Source organism: Variovorax sp. TBS-050B (assembly GCF_029893635.1).
Taxonomy (GTDB): Bacteria; Pseudomonadota; Gammaproteobacteria; order Burkholderiales; family Burkholderiaceae_C; genus Variovorax.
Map to the genome: position 1 here is coordinate 1,498,195 of NZ_JARXYR010000002.1, position 15,242 is coordinate 1,513,436.

Genomic DNA, 15,242 nt, shown 5'->3' on the forward strand with positions numbered 1-15,242 from the left:
CACCCCTGCCCTCCCCCAGCGGGGGAGGGTGTAGCGCGGGGAACACCGCGGAACCGGCTTTGCCGGGCCGCCGGTGTGGCCCCCGGCGAGGGGGTGGGCGAAGCGACACGAAGTGCGCGAAGCCTGGGGGAGTGCGATTTTCATGCGGCCCCCTTCGGCGACAGGCGCTGCACGAGGCCGATCAGGCCCTTGGGCAAAAGCGCCACGAACACGATGATCGCGATGCCCAGCGTGAGCTGCCAATGGTCCGCGAGCGGGCCCATCACCGCATGCGTCGAGAAGATCTCCTTGAGCAGCGTGAACGCCACCGCGCCGATCACGGCCCCGCGCAGATGGCCCAGCCCGCCAAGAATCACCATCAGCAGCACCTCGCCCGAGTTGTGCCAGGCGAGCAGTTCGGGGTTGACCACGCCGTCGCGCGAGGCGAGCAGGAAGCCCGCGAGTCCCGCGAGCGCGCCCGCGAGCACGAAGGCCGCGAGTTTGTAGCCGTAGACCGGGAAGCCCGCCGCGCGCATGCGCTGCTCGTTCACGCGGATGCCCGCGAGCGCCGCGCCGAAGCGCGAGCGCCGCACGAGCGCGAGCAGGCCGTAGGTGAACACCAGGGCCGCGAGCACCACGTAGAACAGCACCGTGCGGTTCTCCAGATCGAGCAGCTTGCCGAGCGCGGGCCGCACGTAGAGGTAGATGCCGTCGCTGCCGCCGCCGACCTTGGTGTCGTGGAACACGAAGAAGGCCATCTGCGCGAAGGCGAGCGTCACCATGATGAAGTACACGCCGCGCGTGCGCAGGCTCAAGGCGCCGACGAAGAGCGCATACAGCGCCGCCGCGCCCATCGCGGCCGGCAGCAGCAGCGCGAGGTTGCCGCCCTCGTTGCCCGAGGCCAGCACCGTGACGTAGGCACCGATGCCGTAGAAGGCCGCATGGCCCAGGCTCACGAGGCCGGTCGTGCCCACGAGCAGTTCCAGGCTCAGCGCGAAGATCGAGAGGATCATCACCTTGACGATGAAGTCCGAGGCGTAGTTGCCCAGCATCGGCCCGGCCACGCCGAGCACCACCGCGCAGGCGACCGGCAGGAGCCAGCCGAGCTTGCTGCTGTTGCCTTGGCTCATGGCCGCCTCCCCATCAGCCCCTCGGGCTTCCAGATCAGCACGATCGCCATCAGCAGGTAGATGCCGATGCCAGCGAGGTCCGCGAAGAACACCTTGCCGAAGGTGTCGACGAAGCCCACGAGCAGCGAGGCCACCAGGGCGCCCGTGATCGAGCCGATGCCGCCGATCACCACCAGCACGAAGCAGATGATGAGCACGCTCGCGCCCATGTTGGGATAGACCGAGGACATCGGCGCCGCGATCATGCCGGCGAGCGCCGCGAGCGCCACGCCGGCCGCGAACACGATGCGGTAGAGCCGCTTCACGTCGATGCCGAGGCCGCGCACCATGTCGCGGTTGCTCGCACCGGCGCGGATCATCATGCCGAGGCGCGTGCGGTTGACCACCCAGTAGAGCCCCACCGCGAGCACGATGCACGCGGCCGACGCGAAGAGCCGGTACCACGGGTAGCTCATCACGCTGCCGAGTGCGAAGCTGCCGTCCAGCCAGGCCGGCACCTTCACGCCGTGCACGTCGTTGCCCACGAGGATCGAGCGCAGTTCCTCGAACACCAGGATCAGCCCGTAGGTCATCAGCACCTGCTGCAGGTGGTCACGCTGGTACAGGTAGCTGAAGAAGGCCCACTCGAGCAGGTAGCCGAAGATCGCGGCCAGCACCACGCCCGCCGCCAGCATCAGCAGGAACTGGTCGCCGAACAGCGGCGCGAGCGAGAACGCCATGTACGCGCCGATCATGTAGAAGCTGCCGTGCGCGAGGTTGATGACGCCCATGATCCCGAAGATCAGCGTCAGCCCCGAGGCGACGAGGAAGAGAAGCAGTCCGTACTGAACCGAGTTCAGGCACTGGACCAAGAAGGTTCCGAAATCCACGTTGGATCAATCCCAAGAGGCGGTGAAAAGAGCGTGGCGCAAGGCGCCCGCGATGTTCGCGAGACACCGCGGAACCGGCTTGGCCGGGCCGCAGGTGTCGCCCCCTCGAGGGGGGAGTCGAGCTACACGAAGTGAGCGAGAGACGGGGTGGTCCTTACATCCTGCAGCCGCGGGCGGGATCGGTCAGGCCCTTGATCGCGGTGCTCACCAGCTTGTTCTCCTTGCCTTCGACCTTGCGCAGGTAGATGTCCTGCACCGGGTTGTGCGCCTTGCTCATCGTGAAGGTACCGCGCGGGCTGTCGATCTTCGCCTTCTCGATCGCGGCCGCGAAATCGGCCTTCTTCGAGATGTCGCCCTTGGTCGCGGCCAGGCCCACGCCCAGCATCTGCGCCGCGTCGTAGCCCTGCACCGCGTACACGTCGGGCTGCAGCTTGAACGACTTGGCATAGGCCACGCGGAAGGCGTTGTCGCGCGGGGTGTTCAGGCCGTCGGCGTAGTGCAGCGTGGTCAGCATGCCCTGGGCCGCTTCGCCCTGCGCGTCGAGCGTGCCGTCGGTCAGGAAGCCGGGGCCGTAGAGCGGGATCGTCTTGTTGAGGCCCGCGGCCTGATAGTCCTTGACGAACTTCACCGCGCCGCCGCCTGCGAAGAAGGCGTAGACCGCATCGGGCTTGGCCGCCGCGATCTCGGTCAGGAGCGCCTGGAACTCCACATTCGGGAACGGCAGCGTGAGCTGCTTCTCGACCTTGCCGCCGTTCTTCTCGAAGCCTTCCTTGAAGCCGTTGACCGACTCGTCGCCGGCCGCGTACTTCCAGGTGATGGTCATCGCCTTCTTCTTGCCCTGCTGCTTGGCCGCGACCTCGCCCATGGCGTAGGCCGGCTGCCAGTTGCTGAACGAGCTGCGGAAGATGTTGGGCGCGCACATCGGGCCGGTCACCGCGTCGGCGCCGGCGTTCGGCACGATCAGCACCGTGCCGCTCTCCTTCGCGGCCTTGGCCATGGCCATGGCGACGCCCGAGTGCACGGTGCCGACGATCACGTCGACGTTGTCGCGCTTGATGAGCTTGTTGACGTTGTCGGTGGCCTTGGCCGGATCGGATTCGTCGTCGACCTTGAAGTACTCGATCTCGCGGCCGGCCAGCTTGCCGCCCTGTTCGTCGACGTAGAGCTTGAAGCCGTTCTCGATCGCGACGCCGAGTGCGGTGTAGGTGCCGCTGTAGGGCAGCATCAGGCCGACCTTGAGCTTGGCCGTGCCCTGGGCGCCGGCAACCGACGCGAGGGCGGCGAGGGCGATCGCGCTGAACGCGAGGCGGGCGGTGCGAATGGTCATTGGGACTGTCTCCGATTGTTGCTGGTGATGAAATGGGTGGCCGCGACGATGACACGATCCGGCTGATCGCGATGCGGGGAATGCCCGCATTCCGGGAGTTCAAGCAATTCGCATGCCCCGCCGACGCGCGCCGCGATGCCGCGGATCTGCGCGAGCGTGCCGTATTCGTCGTCGAGTCCCTGCACCGCGAGCACGGGGCAGCGGATCGCATCGAGCCCGGCCTCGATGTTCCAGTCGCGAAACGGCGGATGCAGCCAGATCCGGTTCCAGCCCCAGAAGGCCGAATCGGCGCTGTCGTGGTAGCGGCCGAGCTTCTGCGGCAGGTCCGTCGAGAGGTAGGCGGTGCGCGCCTGCTCGATGTTGGCCACCGTCACCTCCTCGACGAAGATGTGCGGCGCGAGCACCACGAGCCCCGCCACGCGTTCGGGAAAGCGCGCCGCGTACAGCAGGCTGATCGAGCCGCCGTCGCTGTGACCGAAGAGCCAGGGTTTCTCCTTGCCCAGACCGAGTGCATCGAAGAGCGCGGGCAGCACCTCGTGTGCCTGCCGGTGCATGAAGTCCACGTCCCAGGTCTCGTCCTCGGCGCGCGGCGTCGAGCGGCCGTAGCCGGGGCGCGAGAACACCAGCCCGCGCACCTGCGCGGCCTCGCACAGCCGCGCGGGAAAGTCCTTCCACATCGCGACCGAGCCCAGGCCTTCGTGGAGGAAGACGACGAGCGGGGCCTCGGTGCCGCGCTCGGGGGCGATCCATTCGCACTCGATGCGCACGGGGCGGCCGCGCCAGTCGATGGTCGCGACCTGGGGGCTCATCGTGTTGCTCCTTCCCCCGCTGGGGGAAGGCTGGGATGGGGGCGGGCAGAGCGGTCGATGGATGCGCCGCATGCCCCCACCCTCCCCCAGCGGGGGAGGGAGAAAGACACCGGCCGCCTCACGCCTGCTTCTCCTTCTCGCGCAGCCGGAAGCGCTGGATCTTCCCGGTCGCCGTCTTCGGCAGCTCCTGCACGAATTCCAGGAAGCGCGGGTACTTGTACGGCGCGAGCCTTTCCTTCACGAAGGACTTGAGCTCGTCCTCCGTGGCGCTGCCGCCTTCCTTCAGCACCACGAAGGCCTTGGTCTTCGTCAGGCCGTCGGTGTCCTCCTTGCCGATCACCGCGGCCTCGAGCACGGCCGGGTGCTGCATCAGCGTGGCCTCGACCTCGAAGGGCGAGACGTAGATGCCGCTGACCTTGAGCATGTCGTCGCTGCGGCCGGCATAGGTGTAGTAGCCGTCGGCATCGCGCGTGTACTTGTCGCCGCTCTTGGTCCAGCCGCCCTGGAAGGTCTCGCGCGACTTCTCGCGGTTGGCCCAGTACATCAGCGCGGCGCTCGGGCCGCGGATGTAGAGGTCGCCGACCTCGCCGTCGGCGACCGGCCGGCCGTCCTCGCCGCGCAGCTCGACCTCGTAGCCCTCGACCGGGCGGCCGGTGGTGCCGTAGCGCACGTCGCCGGGGCGGTTGGAGATGAAGATGTGCAGCATCTCGGTGGAGCCGATGCCGTCGATGATGTCGCAGCCGAAATGCGCCTTGAAGCGCTGCGCGATCTCGCCCGGCAGTGCCTCGCCGGCCGACGAGCACATGCGCAGCGCGACCGCCTCGCGCGGCGGCAGCTTCGGCGAGGCCAGCATGCCGGCGAATCCGGTGGGCGCGCCGAAGAAGACGGTGGGCTTGTGCTCGACCCAGCGGCGGAAGGTGGCGTCGGGCGTGGGCCGCTCCGCCATCAGCACCACCGTGGCGCCGACCGAGAGCGGGAAGGTCAGCGCGTTGCCAAGGCCGTAGGCGAAGTACATCTTCGCGGCCGAGAAGCAGATGTCGTCCTCCGTGAGCCCGAGCACCGGCTTGCCGTAGAGCTCGGCGGTCCACCAGAGGTTGGCATGCGTGTGCACCGTGCCCTTGGGCTTGCCCGTGGAGCCCGACGAATAGAGCCAGAAGCCGGGGTCGTCCGAGGCGGTTGGCGCCGGCGCGGGCATCGGCGCCGCCTCGGCGAGCGCGGCCTCGAAGTCCTTCGCGCCTTCGGGCAGCGCGCCGGTCGGCTGCGAGACGAAGAGCGTGTGCACCTCGTGCGGACCGCGCTTCATCGCATCCTGCAGCGCCGGCAGCAGCGCGCCCGAGACCAGCGCGGCCTGCGCGCGGCTGTGGTCGAGCATGTAGGCGTAGTCGTCGGGCGTGAGCAGCGTGTTCACCGCGACCGGCACCACGCCGGCGTAGAGGCAGCCGAGGAAGCTCACGGGCCAGTCGCTGCCGTCGAGCATCAGCAGCAGCACGCGCTCCTCGCGGCGCACGCCCGCGGCCTGGAGCGCGGCCGCGAGGCGGCGGGCGCGCGCCTCGAGCTGGCCGTAGCTCAGCGTGCCGCGGTCGTCGATGTAGGCGGTGCGCGCCGCGCGGCCGCGGTTGAGGGTGAACAGGTGGTCGGCAAAGTTGAATCGTGGGGGCAGGGTCATGGTCGTCTCCTTGGGGCCGAGTTCTTGTTCTTTTCTTCTAGAGCCCGAGCGCGGCGAGCACGTCGGGGCTCGCCTGCACGGCGCTGCGGCGGTGATAGAAATCGAGCGCGCGCAGGCCGCCGAGCTCGGCGCCGCCGCCCGCGCGGCCCGGGCCGCCGTGCAGCGACATCGGCATCACGTTGCCGTGGCCCGTGTGGGCCTGCGCCACCTCGGGCGTGACCACGTGCACGCGGCCGTGGCTCGGCGCGACCGCCAGCGCCGCCTGCGCCAGCGCGGCCTCGTCGCTGCCGTAGAGCGAAGTCACCAGCGAACCCTGGCCGCGGTGCGCGAGCGCGATGCCGTGCGCGAGGTCGCGGTAGGGCAGCAGCGTGGCGACGGGCCCGAACACTTCGACCTCGTGCACGCGCGCGGCCGCATCGGCATCGCGTGCGCCGAGCAGCACCGGGCCGATGCACGCCGCCACCGCGGGATCGGCATCGACCAGCGCGGCCTTGCGCCCGTCGTGCAGCACGCCGGCCTGCGCGGCCAGCGCCTCGATGCCTTCGCGCACCGCGTCGAGCTGCGTGCGGCTCACGAGCGAACCCATGCGCACGCGCTCGTTGCGCGGATTGCCCACCGTGGTGCGCGCGAGCTTCGCGCCGATCGCCTCGGCCGCGGCGTCGTACAGTTCGGCCGGCACGAGGATGCGGCGGATCGCGGTGCACTTCTGGCCCGACTTGACCGTCATCTCGCGCACCGCCTCGCGCACGAGCAGTTCGAAGGCCTCGCTGCCGGGCGCCTCGCCGGGCAGCAGCAGGGCGCTGTTGAGGCTGTCGGCCTCGATGTTCGCGCGCACCGAGCGCGCGGCCACCGCCTCGTGCGCGCGGATCAATGCCGCGGTTTCGGCCGAGCCGGTGAACGACACCACGTCGAAGGGCTGCAGCGCGTCCATCAGGCCGGCCGAGCTGCCGCAGACCACCGAGAGCGCGCCCGCGGGCAGCACGCCCGCCTCGACCACGTCGCGCACCATGCGCTGCGTGAGCCAGGCCGTGGCCGTGGCGGGCTTCACGATCACCGGCACGCCCGAGAGCAGCGCGGGCGCCGCCTTCTCCCACAGGCCCCAGGCCGGGAAGTTGAAGGCGTTGATGAAGAGGGCCACGCCCGGCGTTGGCAGCTGCAGGTGCTGCGACTGGAACACCGGCTCGCGGCCGAGCTTCACCGCATCGCCGTCGCGCAGTGCGCGTGCATCCCCGAGCGCGTCGCCCCATTTGGCGTACTGGCCGAGCGTGAAGATCGCGCCGTCGATGTCCACGGCCGAGTCGTTCTTCACCGTGCCCGAATTCGCGGTGGCGATCTCGTAGTAGGCGTCGCGGTTCGCCTGCAGCACCTTGACGATCGCGCCGAGCAGGCCCGCGCGCTCGCGGTACGTGAGGGCGCGCAGCGCGCCGCCGCCCTGTTCGCGCGCGAAGGCGAAGGCGGCGGGCAGGTCGAGGCCGGTGGCGTCGACGCGCACGAGTTCGGTGCCCAGCACCGGGTCGAAAAGCGGCGTGCCGGCGCCCGTGCCGCTCAGCCAGCGGCCGGCGACGTGGTTGGAGAGAAGTTCGGTCATGCGGTGAACTGGATCTGCCCTTCGGGCAGCAGGTAGAGGACGAGCGCGCGGCCCTGGGCCACGGTCGGGCGGTGTGCGGTGCCGGGCCCGTAGACGCACCAGCCCGCGGGCCGGCCGTCGAAGGTGGCGTCGCCGCCTTCGAGCGGCATGATCAGGTCGATCTCGCCGTTCGGATGGGTGTGATGCGGCCCCGCGATGTCCTGCATGTCGACCACGTCGACCGAGAAGCGGTGCAGCGCGTCCTCGGCCTTGAACACGCGGCCGTACTTGATGCCGCCGCCTTCGCGCTCGCAGAGCCAGCCTTCGGCCACGCCGCCGAGGCAGGCCTGGCGCAACCGTTCGAAGGTGGCGCTGCCGGCGCCGTGGGTGGCGTTGAGCCACTGGTCGAGTTCCGCATCGAGCGGGCGGCCGGCGATCTCGGCGGTCAGGCCGGCGATCAACTGGTGAAATGCTTCCTTGCTGGACATGGCGGGCTTCCTTCTGGAGGCTGGCTGACGGGGCGTCGCGCTGCAGCAGCAGTGAACTTAGGAACTACCTTGCGCGAACACCGCGCGTGCAGTATCTTGCGTGCGGCCGAACGATAAGCATCAAGACAATGAGTGTCAAGCAATATAGTGCATCCATGGTGTTTACCCTGAGCGCGCAAAATGCCGGCCACTCACAAGGAATGGCATGAACGAGCATGTAGACGCGGTGCTGGCCACCGTGCCCGGGGGCAACCAGGCCGGCAGCGCCGCGGCGACGGGGGAGGCGAAGCATCCGCTGCTGGCGGCGCTGGGCGAGCGCGTGCGCAACCTGCGCGCGCAGCGCGGCCTCACGCGCAAGGCGGTGGCGGTGGCGGCCGACGTGTCGGAGCGGCATCTGGCCAACCTCGAGTACGGCATCGGCAACGCCTCGATCCTGGTGCTGCAGCAGGTGGCCGGCGCGCTGCATTGCTCGCTCGCGGAACTGGTGGGCGACGTGACCACCAGCTCGCCCGAGTGGCTGCTGATCCGCGAGCTGCTCGAGAACCGCTCCGAGGCCGACCTGCGCCGCGCGCGCATCGCCCTCGGCGAGCTGCTCGGCACCGCCTCGGTCGACCCGGCGCGGCAGCGGCGCATCGCGCTCGTGGGCCTGCGCGGCGCAGGCAAGTCCACGCTCGGGCAGATGCTGGCCGACGACCTGGAACTGCCCTTCGTCGAGCTGAGCCGCGAGATCGAGAAGCTCGCGGGCTGCAGCGTGCGCGAGATCCACGACCTCTACGGCACCAATGCCTACCGGCGCTACGAGCGGCGCGCGCTCGAGGAAGCGGTGCAGATCTATGGCGAGGTGGTCATCGCCACGCCCGGCGGCATCGTGTCCGACCCGGCCACCTTCAACGAGCTGCTCGCGCACTGCACCACCATCTGGCTGCAGGCCTCGCCCGAGGAGCACATGGGCCGCGTGGCCGCGCAGGGCGACACCCGCCCGATGGCGGCCAGCAGGGAGGCGATGGAAGACCTGCGGCGCATCCTCAACGGCCGCGCCGCCTTCTATTCGAAGGCCGACCTGTCGGTGGACACCAGCGGCAAGAGCCTGGCCCAGAGTTTCCAGGCGCTGCGCGCCGCCGCGCGCCAGGCCATGGGCCTGGGCTGAACCCGGCGCCGCGCGTCTTCGATCCGAAAAAAAGCACAACAGGCATTGACTTGCCTGTTCGTATGCAGCATGATGCATGTCATTGACGCCGGACAATGCATTATTCTTCCGGTGCGTATCTGCCCCCCACAGGAGACCTCCGCATGACCGAGACCACGACCCTCCAGGCGCCGCCGCGCGTCGACTACCGCATCGAACCCTCGCAATACAGGCACTGGAAGCTCAGCGTCGAGGGCCCGGTCGCGCGCCTCGTGCTCGACATCGCGGAAGACGGCGGCATCCGACCCGGCTACAAGCTCAAGCTCAACAGCTACGACCTGGGCGTGGACATCGAACTCAACGACGCGCTGAACCGCGTGCGCTTCGAGCATCCCGAGGTGCGCAGCGTGATCGTCACCAGCGGCAAGGACCGCATCTTCTGTTCGGGCGCCAACATCTTCATGCTCGGCGTGTCGAGCCATGCCTGGAAGGTGAACTTCTGCAAGTTCACCAACGAGACGCGCAATGGCATCGAGGATTCGTCGAAGCACTCGGGCCTGAAGTTCATCGCGGCCGTCAACGGCGCCTGCGCGGGCGGCGGCTACGAACTCGCGCTCGCCTGCGACGAGATCCTGCTCGTGGACGACCGCTCCTCGGCCGTGTCGCTGCCCGAGGTGCCGCTGCTCGGCGTGCTGCCCGGCACCGGCGGCCTCACGCGCGTGACCGACAAGCGCCATGTGCGCCATGACCTCGCCGACATCTTCTGCACCAGCGTCGAAGGCGTGCGCGGCCAGCGCGCGGTCGACTGGCGCCTGGTCGACGCGATCGCCAAGCCCGCGCAGTTCGCCGCCGCCGTGCAGGAACGCGCTGCGCAGCTCGCCGCCGGCAGCGACCGCCCCGCGGGCGGCAAGGGCGTGGCGCTCACGCGCATCGAGCGTGCGGAAAGCGCGGACGGCATTGCCTATGCGCACGTCAACGTGCAGATCGACCGCAGCAAGCGCACCGCCACCCTCACCGTGAAGGCGCCGAGCGGCGCGCAGCCTGCGGACGTGGCCGCGATCGAAGCCGCGGGCGCCGCCTGGTGGCCGCTTGCGATGTGCCGCGAACTCGACGACGCGATCCTGCACCTGCGCACCAACGAGCTCGACATCGGCACCTGGCTGCTCAAGACCGAAGGCGATGCCGAGGCGGTGCTCGCCTCGGACGCCGTGATGCTCGCGAACAAGGACCACTGGCTGGTGCGCGAAACCATCGGCGCGCTGCGCCGCACGCTGGCGCGCCTCGACGTGTCCTCGCGCAGCCTGTTCGCGCTGGTCGAAGCGGGCTCGTGCTTTGCCGGCACGCTCGCCGAACTCGCCTTCGCGGCCGACCGCACTTACATGCTCGCGCTGCCCGACGACGCCGCGCGCGCGCCGAAGCTCACGCTGAACGAATTCAACTTCGGCTTCTTCCCGATGGTCAACGACCAGAGCCGCCTTCAGCGCCGCTTCTACGAAGAGGCCGCGCCGCTCGACGCCGCCCGCGAGGCCGCGGGCAAGCCGCTCGATGCCGACGAGGCGCTGCGCCTCGGCCTCGTGACCGCCGCGCCCGACGACATCGACTGGGACGACGAGATCCGCATCGCCATCGAGGAGCGCGCCGCGATGTCGCCCGACGCGCTCACCGGCCTCGAAGCCAACCTGCGCTTCGCGAGCCGCGAGAACATGCTGACCCGCATCTTCGGCCGGCTGACCGCCTGGCAGAACTGGATCTTCAACCGGCCCAACGCCGTCGGCGAGAAGGGCGCATTGAAGGTCTACGGCACCGGCGAGAAGGCCGGGTTCGATCTGAACCGCGTTTGAACGAACAGCCGGACGCAGAGGACGCGAAGGTTGCGCGAAGGGCGCGAAAGAAAACCAAAATTTTTTTGAATTCCTTTTGCGTCCTTCGCGCAACCTTCGCGTCCTTCGCGTCCGGTTCCCGCATTGACTCCGCCCCGCAACCGAAAGGCCCATCATGAGCACGATCAACTACAGCGAGAAGATCCCCAACAACGTCAACCTCGGCGAAGACCGCACGCTGCAGCGCGCGCTCGAGGGCTGGCAGCCGAACTTCATCAACTGGTGGGACGACGTCGGCCCCGAGGGCTCGACCAACCACGAGGTCTACCTGCGCACCGCGGTGAGCGTCGATCCGCAGGGCTGGGCGCAGTTCGGGCACGTGAAGATGCGCGACTACCGCTGGGGCATCTTCCTGAACCCCGGCGACGCCGAGCGCAAGATCCACTTCGGCGACCACCTGGGCGAGAAGGCCTGGCAGGACGTGCCCGGCGAGCACCGCGCCAACCTGCGCCGCATCATCGTGACGCAGGGCGACACCGAGCCCGCCTCGGTCGAGCAGCAGCGCCACCTGGGCCTGACCGCGCCGTCGATGTACGACCTGCGCAACCTGTTCCAGATCAACGTGGAAGAAGGCCGCCACCTGTGGGCCATGGTCTACCTGCTGCACAAGCACTTCGGCCGCGACGGCCGCGAAGAGGCCGAGGCGCTGCTGCAGCGCACCTCGGGCGACCAGGACAACCCGCGCATCCTCGGTGCCTTTAACGAGCGCACGCCCGACTGGCTCGCGTTCTTCATGTTCACCTACTTCACCGACCGCGACGGCAAGTTCCAGCTGTCGGCGCTGGCCGAGAGCGCCTTCGATCCGCTCGCGCGCACCACCAAGTTCATGCTCACGGAGGAAGCGCACCACATGTTCGTGGGCGAGAGCGGCGTCTCGCGCGTGCTCACGCGCACCGCGCAGGTGATGAACGAGCTCAAGACCGACGATCCGCAGAAGGTGCGCGCCGCCGGCGCGATCGACCTCGGCACGATCCAGCGCTACCTGAACTTCCACTACAGCGTGACCATCGACCTGTTCGGCGCCGACCAGTCGAGCAACGCCGCCATCTTCTACAGCTCGGGCCTCAAGGGCCGCTACGAGGAAGGCAAGCGCACCGACGACCACGTGCTCAAGGGCCAGACCTACAAGGTGCTCGAAGTGAAGGACGGCCAGCTCGTCGAGAAGGACGTGCCGATGCTCAACGCGCTCAACGAAGTGCTGCGCGACGACTTCATCAAGGACTCGGTGGCCGGCGTCGGCCGCTGGAACAAGGTGCTCGAGAAGGCCGGCATCCCCACGCGCCTCGTCGTGCCGCACAAGGCCTTCAACCGCCAGATCGGCGCGCTCGCGGGCATCAAGATGTCGCCCGAGGGCCGCGTGGTCAACGAGGCCGAATGGGCCGCCAAGCGCGACGAGTGGCTGCCGAGCGCAGAGGACTTCGCTTTCGTGGCATCGTTGATGGGCCGCGTGGTCGAGCCGGGCAAGTTCGCCAACTGGATCGCGCCGCCGGTGATGGGCATCAACCGTCAGCCCGTTGATTTCGAGTACGTGCGTTTCGGATGAGGTAGGTATTGCTCCTTCCCCCGCTGGGGGAAGGCGGGGATGGGGGCATGCAGCGCGACCACGACAAGCGCCGCATCCCCACCCAACCCTCCCCAGAGGGGGAGGGCTCTAGGAGAACAACATGGACATGGCCGTTGAAGCCGGGGTCATCAAGCAGCACCTGATCGACCCCGAGATCTGCATCCGCTGCAACACCTGCGAGGCGACCTGCCCCGTCAACGCGATCACGCACGACGACAACAACTATGTCGTGCGCGCCGACGTCTGCAACGGCTGCATGGCCTGCATCTCGCCGTGCCCCACGGGCTCGATCGACAACTGGCGCACGGTGCCGGTCGCGCGCGCCTATTCGATCGAGGCGCAGTTCGGCTGGGAGTCGCTGCCGGCCGAGCTCTCGCCCGAGGAGCTCGCCGCCGCCGGCGTGGCCGCCGATGCACCCGAGACGGCCGAGGCCGCGCCCGCGCCCGCGCCGTCGGCCCAGGCCGCGGTCGAATCGCTCGAGCCGGTGTTCCATTCCGCGCAGTACGGCGCCACCGTGCCGCCGTGGTCGGCGGCGCACGCGTACACCAACCTCTTTCCGCCGAAGAGCCCGACCACCGCCACCGTGGTCGGCAACTTCAACTGCACCGAGGCCGGCTTCGACAGCGAGACGCACCACATCGTGCTCGACTTCGGCGTGGTGCCGTTCCCGGTGCTCGAGGGCCAGTCGATCGGCATCATCCCGCCGGGCACCGACGCGCTCGGCAAGCGCCACCATGCGCGCCAGTATTCGGTGGCCAGCCCGCGCAACGGCGAGCGCCCCGGCTACAACAACGTCTCGCTCACGGTGAAGCGCGTGACCGAGGACCACCAGGGCCATCCCGTGCGCGGCATCGCCTCCAACTACGTCTGCGACCTCCAGGTCGGCGACACCGTGCAGGTGGTCGGCCCCTTCGGCGCCTCGTTCCTGATGCCGAACCATCCGAAGTCGCACATCGTGATGATCTGCACCGGCACCGGCAGCGCGCCCATGCGTGCCATGACCGAATGGCGCCGGCGCCTGCGCAAGAGCGGCAAGTTCGAGGGCGGCAAGCTGATGCTGTTCTTCGGTGCGCGCACGCAGCAGGAGCTGCCGTACTTCGGCCCGCTGCAGTCGCTGCCGAAGGACTTCATCGACATCAACCTCGCGTTCTCGCGCACCCCGGGCCAGCCCAAGCGCTACGTGCAGGACCTGATGCGCGAACGCGCGGCCGATCTCGCGGCGCTGCTCAAGGACGGCGCGAGCCACTTCTACGTCTGCGGCCTCAAGAGCATGGAAGAGGGCGTGGTGCTCGCGCTGCGCGACATCGCGAAGGATGCGGGGCTCGACTGGGACACCGTCGGCGCCGCCTTGAAGCGCGAAGGCCGGCTGCACCTCGAAACTTACTAGGGCCTGTTCACGCTATGCAAGGGGTCGCGAAGGTCATCACAGCCCGCCCATCAAGGCGCGCGACGCCGTGCGGGCGTCCGCCCGCACAAGGAGCGCAACGCCGAGGGGCGGGCTGTGATGAGCTTCCCTCCGGGTTGCCCCGCCAAGGGGCCGTCTGCGGCGTTGCCCGCGCTTGCAAGGCGCGAGCCTTGCTGCGCACGGGCGCCTTGCATCCAGCCCCTTGGCGGGGCAACGCGATCCCCTTGCATAGCGTGAACAGGCCCTAGACTGCGGCGGATGAGGTTCGCCGAGTTCCATCCCGGGCAGGTCATCGAGGCCGGGCCCTACGTGCTGAGCGAGGAGGAGCTCGTCCGCTTTGCAAAGGACTACGACCCCCAGTGGTTCCACACCGACGCCGAGGCCGCGGCCGGCAGTGCCTTCGGCGGGCTGATCGCGAGCGGCTGGCACACCTGTGCGATCGCGATGCGGCTGGTCGTCGCGGCCGCGCTCGAAGGCTCGGAGTCCTTCGCCTCGCCCGGCATCGAACGCGTGCGCTGGCCCAGTCCGGTGCGGCCGGGCGATGCCTTGCGGCTGGTGGCCGACGTGATCGAGGTCCGGCGCTCCGGGAAGCGGCCCACGCTCGGCATCCTGCTGTGGCGCTGGCGGCTCTTCAACCAGCGCGACCAGATGGTGCTCGACGCGGAAGTGACGAGCCTCTTCAGGCTCGAAGCAGCCGCGAACTGAGCACAAAAAACGGAAAAAGCCCGCAATGCGCCAGGCATTGCGGGCTTCGGCGAAAGCCGGCCCCGGCTTACTTCTTGATCTCGACCCCGCCCGAGCCCTGGGCCTTGCCGCCGGCCTTCGCGCCGACCGCGGGTGCCTTCACCGCCCCGCCCGCGGAACCGACGGCGCCGGTCGCACCGTTGAGCGTGCCGCCCACGGTGTTGGTCACGCCGCCCGCGGCATTGGTGGCGCCGCCGACCGCCTGGGTCGCACCACCGACCGCGCCGGTGGCCGTGTTCGCCACGCCGCCCACGGCGCCGGTCGCGCCGTTCACGGTGTTGGTGGCGCCGCCGAGCACGCCGCCGACGGCATTGCCCACGCCGCCGACCGCATTGCCGGTCGCATCGGTGGCCGCGGCGCCCGCGGTCGTGCCGCCGCGCGCATGGGTGCCCGCCGCGGTGCTGCCCTGGCGGGTGCCGGCGCTGCCCGCGGCATTCACGTCGGCGTTGACGCCGACGCCGACGCCGACCCCTTGCGCCTGGGCGAAGCCGCCCGCGGCAAGAAGGCCGGCGAGCAGGGCGCCGAGAACGATGGTCTTGTTGTGTTGCTGCTTCATGGGTGACGATTCCTTTCGTAGTTGTGGAAGAACCGACCGCTTGCTCGATCGATTCGGTTGCCACCTTCGCCACAGCCGCATTTGTCGCCATGTGCGCCGTCGGCGCTCATCCGTGTGGGAACCGGCCGTCGG

The 15,242-nt window shown here is 69.2% G+C and carries 13 protein-coding genes; 5 read left to right on the forward strand and 8 right to left on the reverse strand.

Features of this window, described 5'->3' with window-relative positions:
- Positions 1-140: 140 nt before the first annotated feature.
- From M2165_RS10215 to M2165_RS10245, 7 genes are all read right to left on the reverse strand, one after another.
- Entirely contained in the window at positions 141-1,109 is a 969-nt protein-coding gene (locus M2165_RS10215) for a branched-chain amino acid ABC transporter permease (RefSeq protein WP_280814536.1), read from the reverse strand.
- Positions 1,106-1,978: a branched-chain amino acid ABC transporter permease gene (locus tag M2165_RS10220; protein WP_280814537.1), complete on the reverse strand. Its 873-nt coding sequence runs from the start codon at positions 1,976-1,978 to the stop codon at positions 1,106-1,108. Before M2165_RS10220 ends, M2165_RS10215 begins: the two co-directional genes overlap by 4 nt.
- A 154-nt stretch (positions 1,979-2,132) precedes the next feature.
- Positions 2,133-3,305 carry an ABC transporter substrate-binding protein gene (locus tag M2165_RS10225; RefSeq protein WP_280814538.1) on the reverse strand — a complete coding sequence of 391 codons (1,173 nt, stop codon included), beginning with the start codon at positions 3,303-3,305 and terminating at the stop codon, positions 2,133-2,135.
- Positions 3,302-4,114, reverse strand: coding sequence for an alpha/beta hydrolase (locus M2165_RS10230; protein ID WP_280814539.1), 813 nt, complete (start codon positions 4,112-4,114; stop codon positions 3,302-3,304). The genes M2165_RS10225 and M2165_RS10230 overlap by 4 nt, the downstream gene beginning before the upstream one ends.
- Positions 4,115-4,232: 118 nt before the next feature.
- The gene (locus M2165_RS10235) at positions 4,233-5,780 is read right to left on the reverse strand and encodes a benzoate-CoA ligase family protein (RefSeq protein ID WP_280814540.1); all 1,548 of its coding nucleotides are present in this window, start codon (positions 5,778-5,780) and stop codon (positions 4,233-4,235) included.
- A gap of 37 nt (positions 5,781-5,817) precedes the next feature.
- Positions 5,818-7,368 (reverse strand): 3,4-dehydroadipyl-CoA semialdehyde dehydrogenase, encoded by a 1,551-nt coding sequence (locus tag M2165_RS10240; protein ID WP_280814541.1) that lies wholly within the window; start codon positions 7,366-7,368, stop codon positions 5,818-5,820.
- Positions 7,365-7,835, reverse strand: coding sequence for a DUF4863 family protein (locus tag M2165_RS10245; RefSeq protein ID WP_280814542.1), 471 nt, complete (start codon positions 7,833-7,835; stop codon positions 7,365-7,367). The genes M2165_RS10240 and M2165_RS10245 overlap by 4 nt, the downstream gene beginning before the upstream one ends.
- A 205-nt stretch (positions 7,836-8,040) precedes the next feature.
- Between M2165_RS10245 and M2165_RS10250 the strand changes: the two genes are divergently transcribed.
- The 5 genes from M2165_RS10250 to M2165_RS10270 all read left to right on the forward strand — a co-directional run bounded on the left by M2165_RS10250 (position 8,041) and on the right by M2165_RS10270 (position 14,515).
- The gene (locus M2165_RS10250) at positions 8,041-8,982 is read left to right on the forward strand and encodes a helix-turn-helix transcriptional regulator (protein WP_280814543.1); all 942 of its coding nucleotides are present in this window, start codon (positions 8,041-8,043) and stop codon (positions 8,980-8,982) included.
- Between the two features lie 143 nt (positions 8,983-9,125).
- The gene (boxC, locus tag M2165_RS10255; protein WP_280814544.1) at positions 9,126-10,802 is read left to right on the forward strand and encodes a 2,3-epoxybenzoyl-CoA dihydrolase; all 1,677 of its coding nucleotides are present in this window, start codon (positions 9,126-9,128) and stop codon (positions 10,800-10,802) included.
- 154 nt (positions 10,803-10,956) lie between these two features.
- A complete protein-coding gene (gene boxB, locus M2165_RS10260; protein WP_280814545.1) occupies positions 10,957-12,384 on the forward strand; it encodes a benzoyl-CoA 2,3-epoxidase subunit BoxB in 1,428 nt (475 codons plus the stop codon).
- 121 nt (positions 12,385-12,505) lie between these two features.
- The gene (boxA, locus tag M2165_RS10265; protein ID WP_280814546.1) at positions 12,506-13,792 is read left to right on the forward strand and encodes a benzoyl-CoA 2,3-epoxidase subunit BoxA; all 1,287 of its coding nucleotides are present in this window, start codon (positions 12,506-12,508) and stop codon (positions 13,790-13,792) included.
- A 276-nt stretch (positions 13,793-14,068) separates the two neighbouring features.
- Entirely contained in the window at positions 14,069-14,515 is a 447-nt protein-coding gene (locus M2165_RS10270; protein WP_280814547.1) for a MaoC family dehydratase, read from the forward strand.
- A 67-nt stretch (positions 14,516-14,582) separates the two neighbouring features.
- Here the strand turns inward: M2165_RS10270 and M2165_RS10275 are convergent, their stop codons facing one another.
- A complete protein-coding gene (locus M2165_RS10275; RefSeq protein ID WP_280814548.1) occupies positions 14,583-15,110 on the reverse strand; it encodes an adhesin in 528 nt (175 codons plus the stop codon).
- Positions 15,111-15,242 lie beyond the last annotated feature (132 nt).

Excerpts from the sequence above, each read along its gene's own strand:
- boxC (WP_280814544.1), top strand. The coding sequence starts at position 9,126 with ATGACCGAGACCACGACCCTCCAGGCGCCGCCGCGCGTCGACTACCGC.
- M2165_RS10215 (WP_280814536.1), bottom strand. The coding sequence starts at position 1,109 with ATGAGCCAAGGCAACAGCAGCAAGCTCGGCTGGCTCCTGCCGGTCGCC.
- boxA (WP_280814546.1), top strand. The coding sequence starts at position 12,506 with ATGGACATGGCCGTTGAAGCCGGGGTCATCAAGCAGCACCTGATCGAC.
- M2165_RS10230 (WP_280814539.1), bottom strand. The coding sequence starts at position 4,114 with ATGAGCCCCCAGGTCGCGACCATCGACTGGCGCGGCCGCCCCGTGCGC.
- M2165_RS10235 (WP_280814540.1), bottom strand. The coding sequence starts at position 5,780 with ATGACCCTGCCCCCACGATTCAACTTTGCCGACCACCTGTTCACCCTC.
- M2165_RS10240 (WP_280814541.1), bottom strand. The coding sequence starts at position 7,368 with ATGACCGAACTTCTCTCCAACCACGTCGCCGGCCGCTGGCTGAGCGGC.
- M2165_RS10225 (WP_280814538.1), bottom strand. The coding sequence starts at position 3,305 with ATGACCATTCGCACCGCCCGCCTCGCGTTCAGCGCGATCGCCCTCGCC.
- M2165_RS10245 (WP_280814542.1), bottom strand. The coding sequence starts at position 7,835 with ATGTCCAGCAAGGAAGCATTTCACCAGTTGATCGCCGGCCTGACCGCC.
- boxB (WP_280814545.1), top strand. The coding sequence starts at position 10,957 with ATGAGCACGATCAACTACAGCGAGAAGATCCCCAACAACGTCAACCTC.
- M2165_RS10250 (WP_280814543.1), top strand. The coding sequence starts at position 8,041 with ATGAACGAGCATGTAGACGCGGTGCTGGCCACCGTGCCCGGGGGCAAC.
- M2165_RS10270 (WP_280814547.1), top strand. The coding sequence starts at position 14,069 with ATGAGGTTCGCCGAGTTCCATCCCGGGCAGGTCATCGAGGCCGGGCCC.
- M2165_RS10275 (WP_280814548.1), bottom strand. The coding sequence starts at position 15,110 with ATGAAGCAGCAACACAACAAGACCATCGTTCTCGGCGCCCTGCTCGCC.